General features: G+C 62.7%; 7 protein-coding genes. 3 read left to right on the forward strand and 4 right to left on the reverse strand.

What is annotated here, in order from left to right:
• Window positions 1-14: 14 nt before the first annotated feature.
• On the reverse strand, window positions 15-248 hold the full coding sequence (locus tag F3H26_RS15270; RefSeq protein ID WP_149776872.1) for a hypothetical protein: 234 nt from the start codon (window positions 246-248) through the stop codon (window positions 15-17).
• A 25-nt stretch (window positions 249-273) separates the two neighbouring features.
• On the opposite strand from F3H26_RS15270, the gene F3H26_RS15275 reads away from it, so the two are divergent.
• The 3 genes from F3H26_RS15275 (at window position 274) to F3H26_RS15285 (ending at window position 4,047) form a co-directional block, all read left to right on the forward strand.
• A complete protein-coding gene (locus tag F3H26_RS15275; protein ID WP_149776873.1) occupies window positions 274-1,980 on the forward strand; it encodes a peptide ABC transporter substrate-binding protein in 1,707 nt (568 codons plus the stop codon).
• 95 nt (window positions 1,981-2,075) lie between these two features.
• Entirely contained in the window at window positions 2,076-3,083 is a 1,008-nt protein-coding gene (locus F3H26_RS15280) for an ABC transporter permease (protein WP_149776874.1), read from the forward strand.
• A complete protein-coding gene (locus F3H26_RS15285) occupies window positions 3,076-4,047 on the forward strand; it encodes an ABC transporter permease (RefSeq protein ID WP_149776875.1) in 972 nt (323 codons plus the stop codon). The genes F3H26_RS15280 and F3H26_RS15285 overlap by 8 nt, the downstream gene beginning before the upstream one ends.
• 7 nt (window positions 4,048-4,054) lie before the next feature.
• Here the strand turns inward: F3H26_RS15285 and F3H26_RS15290 are convergent, their stop codons facing one another.
• The 3 genes from F3H26_RS15290 to F3H26_RS15300 all read right to left on the reverse strand — a co-directional run bounded on the left by F3H26_RS15290 (window position 4,055) and on the right by F3H26_RS15300 (window position 7,003).
• Window positions 4,055-5,152, reverse strand: a complete 1,098-nt coding sequence (locus tag F3H26_RS15290) for an MFS transporter (RefSeq protein ID WP_223162527.1) — start codon at window positions 5,150-5,152, stop codon at window positions 4,055-4,057.
• 109 nt (window positions 5,153-5,261) lie between these two features.
• Window positions 5,262-6,539 carry a DUF3422 family protein gene (locus tag F3H26_RS15295; RefSeq protein WP_149776877.1) on the reverse strand — a complete coding sequence of 426 codons (1,278 nt, stop codon included), beginning with the start codon at window positions 6,537-6,539 and terminating at the stop codon, window positions 5,262-5,264.
• A 107-nt stretch (window positions 6,540-6,646) separates the two neighbouring features.
• On the reverse strand, window positions 6,647-7,003 hold the full coding sequence (locus F3H26_RS15300; protein WP_149776878.1) for a VOC family protein: 357 nt from the start codon (window positions 7,001-7,003) through the stop codon (window positions 6,647-6,649).
• Window positions 7,004-7,230: the final 227 nt, after the last annotated feature.

Below are 7,230 nucleotides of genomic sequence, written 5' to 3' on the forward strand. Positions count from 1 at the left end.
TCCCTGAGGGCTTGTTAGATTTTGGTGTCGAACGCTAAGGCGGCAAAGCGGGAAAAGTCAAACCCATTGCCAGATTTCGCAGCGGCAAGGCTTGCAATTTTCGAAAACTCTGTTTCGATACCCCGCGTAACCGCGCCGAAAAACCTGCGCAGGCCGCAAGAAACGAAGTCTTTTTTCTTTTCGTCACAGCAGCTTGCCCCAGGCGCGGCAACGCCAAATCCGCAGGCCTTGCGGAAAAATCGAGACACGAATGTGTCCAACAAGGAGTGTATGATGAAAATTAAAGCCCTTTTGCTCGGTGCGATTGCAAGCACGGCACTGGCCCCGATGGCCATGGCCGAGCGCGGATCGGACGGCAATGTCAGCATCATCTATTGGCAGGCGCCCTCGATCCTGAACCCGTTCCTGTCGGGCGGCACCAAGGATGTCGAGGCGGCCTCGCTGGTGATCGAACCGCTGGCCCGCTATGACCAGGACGGCAACATGGTGCCCTATCTGGCGGCCGAAATCCCGACCGTGGAAAATGGCGGCGTCAGTGAGGATCTGACCTCGATCACCTGGAAGATCGCGCCCGGAATCACCTGGTCGGACGGCTCGCCCTTCACCGCGGCCGACGTCAAGTTCACCGCCGACTACTGCATGCATCCCGAAGGCGGCTGTGCGCAGGTGACCAAGTTCGAAGGCGTCACCAGCGTCGAGGCCCTGGACGATCTGACCGTCAAGGTCACCTTCGACAAGCCGACCCCCTTCCCCTATGGCCCGTTCGTGGGCGGGGAAAGCCCGATCATCCAGAAGGCCCAGTTCGAAAACTGCATGGGCGCCAAGGCGCCGGAATGCACCGAGCAGAACTTCAACCCGATCGGCACCGGCCCGTTCGTCGTCACCGAGTTCAAGCCGAACGACGTGATCACCTTCAAGGCCAACGACAACTATCGTGACCCGAACAAGCCCGCCTTTGCCACCGTGACCTTCAAGGGCGGCGGCGATGCCACCGCGGCCGGACGCGCCGTGATGGAAACTGGCGAGTTCGACTATGCCTGGAACCTGCAGCTGGCCCCCGAGGTGATCTCGCAGATGCAGGCCGGCGGCAAGGGCACTCCGGTGGCCGGCTTCGGCCCGCTGGTCGAGCGCATCATGCTGAACCAGACCAACCCGTCGCCTGAACTGCCGGAAGGCGAACGTTCGACGGCCAAGCATCCGCATCCGTTCCTGACCGACCCGGCGGTGTACAACGCCATGTCTCTGGCAATCGACCGTCCGCTGCTGGTCGAGATCGGCTATGGCCAGGCGGGCAAAGTGACCTGCAACTGGGTCCCCGCCCCGGCTGCGTTCAATTCGACCACCATGACCTGCGACAAGCAGGACATCGAAGGCGCGAAAAAGCTGCTGGATGATGCCGGCATCGTCGACACCGACGGCGACGGCATCCGCGAGAAGGACGGCGTGCCGCTGAAGATCGTCTATCAGACCTCGACCAACGCCGTCCGCCAGGACTTCCAGGCGCTGATCAAGGAATGGTGGAGCCAGATCGGCATCGAAACCGAGCTGCGCAACATCAACGCGTCGGTCTTCTTCGGTGGTGATCCGGGCTCGCCCGACACGTTCCAGAAGTTCTATGCCGACGTGCAGATGTACGCCAACACCTTCAACGGCACCGATCCGCAGTCGTATCTGGGCAACATGCTGTGCGACAAGGCTCCGCGTCCGGAAACCCAGTGGCAGGGCGAAAACATCTCGCGCTGGTGCGACCCGGAATATGACGCGCTGCATGCCAAGCTGGCCCAGACCGCCGGCCTGGAAGCCCGCGCCGAGATCGCGAAAAAGCTGAACGACATGGCCGTCATGGGCGGCGCGATGATCCCGCTGGTACACCGTGGCCGCCTGTCGGCACATTCGAACACGCTGGGTGGCGTTGTTCTGAACGTGTGGGACAGCGAACTGTGGAACATCGCTGACTGGTACCGCAAGACCGGTTCCTAAGCGTCAGACTTGCACTGCCGCGCCCCGGTGCCTATCGGGGCGCGGCTTCCTGCATCCACCCCAACGAAAAGACGCATGCACAAAGGCGCCTTTGAATGCTCAACTTCACCATTCGACGACTGATCCTGGCCGTTCCGACGCTGCTGTTCATCAGTCTCGTCATTTTCCTGCTGCTCGAGCTCGCCCCCGGCGACCCGATGGCGCAGGTTCCGCTGACCGTTCCGCCCGAAGTCAAAGAGAAGATGCGCGAGGCGCTTGGCCTCGGCCAACCGATGCATGTCCGGTTCTGGAAATGGATCGTGCAGTTCTTCTGGATCGAACCGCAGGTTCTGGTCGACCACATCTTCGGCACCAGTTTTTCCGCAGGTGACCTTCGGGTGATTTCGTGGCAGACCCGCTCGCCCGTCATGGACATCGTCGTTCAGCGCATCCCGCAGACCCTTTGGGTGGTCGGCACCGCCTATGTGGTCGCCATCCTGATCGCCCTGCCCATCGGCATCTATTCGGCCTATCGCCAGTATTCCTGGTTCGACCAGATGGGCACCTTCGTGTCGATGGTCGGCTTCTCGGTTCCGCCGTTCTTCTCGGGGGTGCTGGTGATCGTGATCTTCTCGGTCCAGCTGGGCTGGTTCCCGTCGATCTATGACACGACGCATGTGGTCAATGACTGGGACAGCTTCGTCGTTCAGCTGAAACAGATGATCATGCCTGTTATGGTGCTGGCGCTGCAGATCACCGCGCAGCTCAGCCGGTTCATGCGCGCCTCGATGCTGGACAACCTCAACCAGGATTACGTCCGCACCGCGCGCGCCAAGGGCCTGAGCGAATACACCGTGGTCATGGTGCATGTCCTGCGCAACTCGATGATCCCGGTGGTCACCGTGATCGCGCTGGGGATTCCGTCGATCTTCGGCGGCGCCATCATCACCGAGCAGGTGTTCAAGGTGAACGGCATCGGCCAGCTGCTGATCGGTGCCATCCAGGCCAACGACCTGCCGATGGTGCAGACCCTGACCTTCATCTTTGCCGTGCTGATCGTCCTGTTCAACCTGATCGCCGACGTTCTCTATGGCATTCTGGACCCGAGGATCCGCTATGACTGACAAGGATCGCTTTGTCCCCGACGAAGGGCTTGCGCCCGCTTCGACCGTTCTGCCGGCGGCGGACGTGGTCGAGGAATTCACCGCCCCGCCCCGCAGCCAGTGGCGCGACGTGTGGGACCAGTTCAAGACCCACAAGGGCGCCATGGTCGGCGCGATGCTGTTCATCTTCATCGTCGCGGCCGTCTATCTTGGCCCGTTCCTGTGGACCATCGACCCGACCCAGATCGACATCCGCGCCCGCAACCAGGGGCCCAGCTGGGCCCATCCGTTCGGCACCGATCAGCTGGGCCGGGACATCATGGCGCGAATGATGTCCGGGGGTCAGACCTCGGTCTCGGTCGGCATCACCGCGATGCTGCTGGCGCTGTTTTTGGGGTCGTTCATCGGCGTGATCGCGGGGTTCTTCAAGCGGCTGGACGGGCCGCTGATGCGCCTGACCGATCTGTTCCTGGCCCTGCCGCTGCTGCCGCTGCTGCTGGTGATGATGCTGCTGTTCCGCGAGCCTCTGTCCGCTGCGTTCGGGCTCGAGCGGGGGATCTTCATCCTGATCGTCTGCGCCATCGGCATCACCTCGTGGATGCCGACCGCGCGGATCGTGCGCGGCGACGTGCTGGCGATCAAGGAACGCGAGTTCGTTCTGGCCGCTCGCTCGATCGGCACCAGCAACACGCAGATCATCACCCGGCACATCCTGCCCAACGTGCTGTCTCCGATCATGGTGTCGGCCACGCTGGGCATCGCCACGGCGATCATCACCGAAAGCGCGCTGTCCTTCCTGGGGCTGGGCTTCCCGCCTGACTTCCCCACCTGGGGCCGGCTGCTGTTCGATGGCGTCGACTATCTGCAGCAATACCCCGAGCGTGTGTTCTGGCCCGGCCTTGCGATCTCGCTGACCGTTCTCAGCGTGAACTATCTGGGCGACGGCCTGCGCGATGCGCTCGATCCGCGGATCCGCGGACGCTGACCCAAAGTCAGTCGGCGCGCCTGAGCGCGCCGGCCAACACCACGATCACCACGGCCAGCGGCAGCAGGACGGCAAAGGCCAGCCGCAGCGACAGGATCCCCGCCAGAAGCCCGATCAGCGGAGGGCCGATCAGCAGACCTCCGTACCCCAAGGTGGCGACACTGGCGATGGCCTGCCCCGGCGGAACATGCGGGTCGTTCGCGGCCCGGCTGAAGGCCAGCGGCATGATCACCGCATAGCCCACGCCCATCAGCCCAAAGCCGCTCAGCGCCCCGACCGCGCCCCCGGCCGATAGCACCAGGAATACGCCCACGGCCGCGCAGGCTCCGCTGACCCGGGCCACGGGCACCGGTCCGAACCGGGCGATCACAAGGCCGCCCAACAGCCGCACGGCAACCATGGACACCGAAAAGACGGCATAACCCAAGGCCGCAACGCTTTCAGCCACACCCGTGACATCCCGCAGAAAGATGGCGCTCCAGTCAGCCACTGCCCCCTCGCCCAACGCGCCGCACATCGCGGTCAGCCCGACCAGAACCAGAATGCCTCTGGGCAAGGCAAAGATCGCGGCGCCGTCGGACTGCACCCGCCGCGACGTCCATCGGACCCAGGACAGGGCAAGCGCCAGCGCGACGGTTGCCCCACCGGCCAGTAGGAAATGCGGCAGAACTGCAAGTTGCATCTGAACCGCGCCATAGCCGCTGAGCGCTCCCAGCCCGGCGCCCAGGCTCCACACCGCGTGGAACGAGGACATCACCGGTTTGGCATAGGCCTGCTCGACCTCGGCGGCCCAGGCGTTCATGGCCACATCCATCGAGCCGTGGAAGGCCCCGAAAATGAACAGGAACGCAGCCAGCGTGGCGAAGCTGTCGGCGGCCGCAAGAAGGATCAGTGAGGCTGTGTACAAAACCGCGATCACCCGCGTCACGGTCACCGCGCCAAACCTGTCGGTCAGGCGTCCGGTGACGGGAAAGGAACACACCGCCCCGGCCGCCATGAACAGCAGGCCATAGCCCAGCTCCTCGTGGCTCAGCCCCAGACGGTCACGGACGGCCGGAATGCGCGAGGCCCAGATGCCGAACAGGGCGCCATTCAGGATGAACATGGCGGCCACGGCTCGCCAGGCTGAAACCAATTCGATCAATTGCTCTGCCCCACCTGTGAATTGCGTGCGTTGCAGCAATACAGGCGCCCTGCGGATTGGCAAGCCGCAGCTATTCCAGCTTGCGGCGAATACGCCGGATCGCGGCCCAGACCGCAAGCACAACCGGCAGTGTCACAGCGGCGGTCAGCATGCCTTTGCTTATTCCGGCCCTGGTCAGCGGATACAGCAGGTAACTGACCAGCGACACCGCGTAATAGCTGATGGCAACCACCGACAACCCTTCGACCGTGTGCTGCAACCGCAGCGCCAGATCCGAGCGGCGGTCCATGCTTTCCAACAAGGCCTGGTTTTGCGCGCTGCGCTCGACGTCAACGCGGGTACGCAAAAGGTCTCCGGCGCGGATGGCCCGGTCCGAGAGGGCCTGCAGCCGCCGTTCGGTCGCCTTGACCGTGCGCATGGCCGGATCATAGCGGCGCATCATGAACTCGGCGAAGGTCTGGCGACCCCGAAACCGAACCTCGCGCAGGACTTCGATCCGTTGATGAACGATCGCCTCATAGGCGGCGGTGGCCGCAAATCGAAAGGCCGACCGCGCCGACAGCGTCTCGAGCTCGGTCGAGGTGGCCAGCAGTTGCGGCAACAGATCGTCGGGATGGGTCGTGTCCTTGGTCATCTCGCCCATCAGGTCGGTCAACTGCCGGTCCAGTTCGCCAATGCGAGGCATCAGCGCCTTGACCCGGGCAAAGCCCAGCATCGACATCGCCTTGTAGGTCTCGATCTCGCACAGCCGCTGGATGATCCGGCCCGTGCGCCTGCGCCCGGTGCCCTCGGACACGAACAAGGCAAACCGCATGTGGCCGGCCGGATCGATGCGGAAATCACTGGCGCAGATGGCCGAGTCGTCCAGCACTCGCGACACCGCCAGGCTTTCGGGTTCGAACCAGTCGTTCAGCGCGGCCTGAACAGCGTCATCGTCAGGACGGGGCACCACCCGCAGCATGATCGAGGTCACACGCAGGCCCGGGCTGGCTGCCAACCAGTCGGGGGGGAAAACCTCGAAATCGGCAGGGTTGAAGGCGCGCTCGCTGACATTCTGAGTGATGGCCGTGTAGGTCACGAATTCCGTGTGGTGCTCCCACTTCAGCCAGTGCCGGCCTATCTGGCCCGAATAATGCGTCGCGTCCGGTTGCGGATGCTGGGCACCGTGACGGTCCAGCAGGGCGATCAGATGCGCCATGTCCTTGCTGCGGTCGCGCGCAACTGCATCGACCGGTTTCTTGATCGCCAGGAAAACGACCGTGCACGGCGCCTGCGCCACGGGGAACGGCCGCGCGTGCAATTCGTTGGCCAGCGCATAGCGCAGCGGATGATCCTCGATTGGCGTCATTTTCGGCTCCGTTTGGTCAGGGGCAATATACGACACCACATCAAATCATCAATTCTCTTTTTATTTCATATACTTACAGGAATACAACGGCATACAATCACTCTATCTCATTGATTTGGCTGCCAGAGCTCGATCGGATTGCCTTCGGGGTCGTGCAGGCGGGCGAATTTTCCGATCTCGCTGTTCCATTCGTCGCGGGTCTCCACCTCGATTCCAGCCGCGCGCAGTTGGTCGACCATGGCCGCCAGATCGTCGACTCGGAAATTGATCATCCATTGCTGCGCCGCATCGCCGAAATAGTCCGTATCCGCTGCGAACGGGGCAAACACGGTGTAGCCTTCGCGCTGCTTCCATGGGACCGGATCATAGTGATTGACGCCCAGATGGGTCTCGTACCATTGCGACAGAGCCTTCGGATCGCGGGCGCGGAAGAATACGCCGCCGATGCCGTTTACCTTCTGCATGAAATACCTCGTTCCGTTGGGGGTTGCCGTGGCATCATACCCTGAAACGAAAAAAGGCGCCCGCAATGGCCAGCCGTTTACTATCTTGTAGCCTGATGGCGAACTTTACAGGAACAAGAGCCTAAAATTTGGTGCCCGGCAATATGTTAGCGCATTGCCGGACATTCGTCCCGCAGAAAAGATATTTTGGGCAGAGCGGGCTGGTCTCGAGATCGGCGAAATCAACA

The organism is Ruegeria intermedia (assembly GCF_900129345.1).
GTDB lineage: Bacteria > Pseudomonadota > Alphaproteobacteria > Rhodobacterales > Rhodobacteraceae > Ruegeria > Ruegeria intermedia.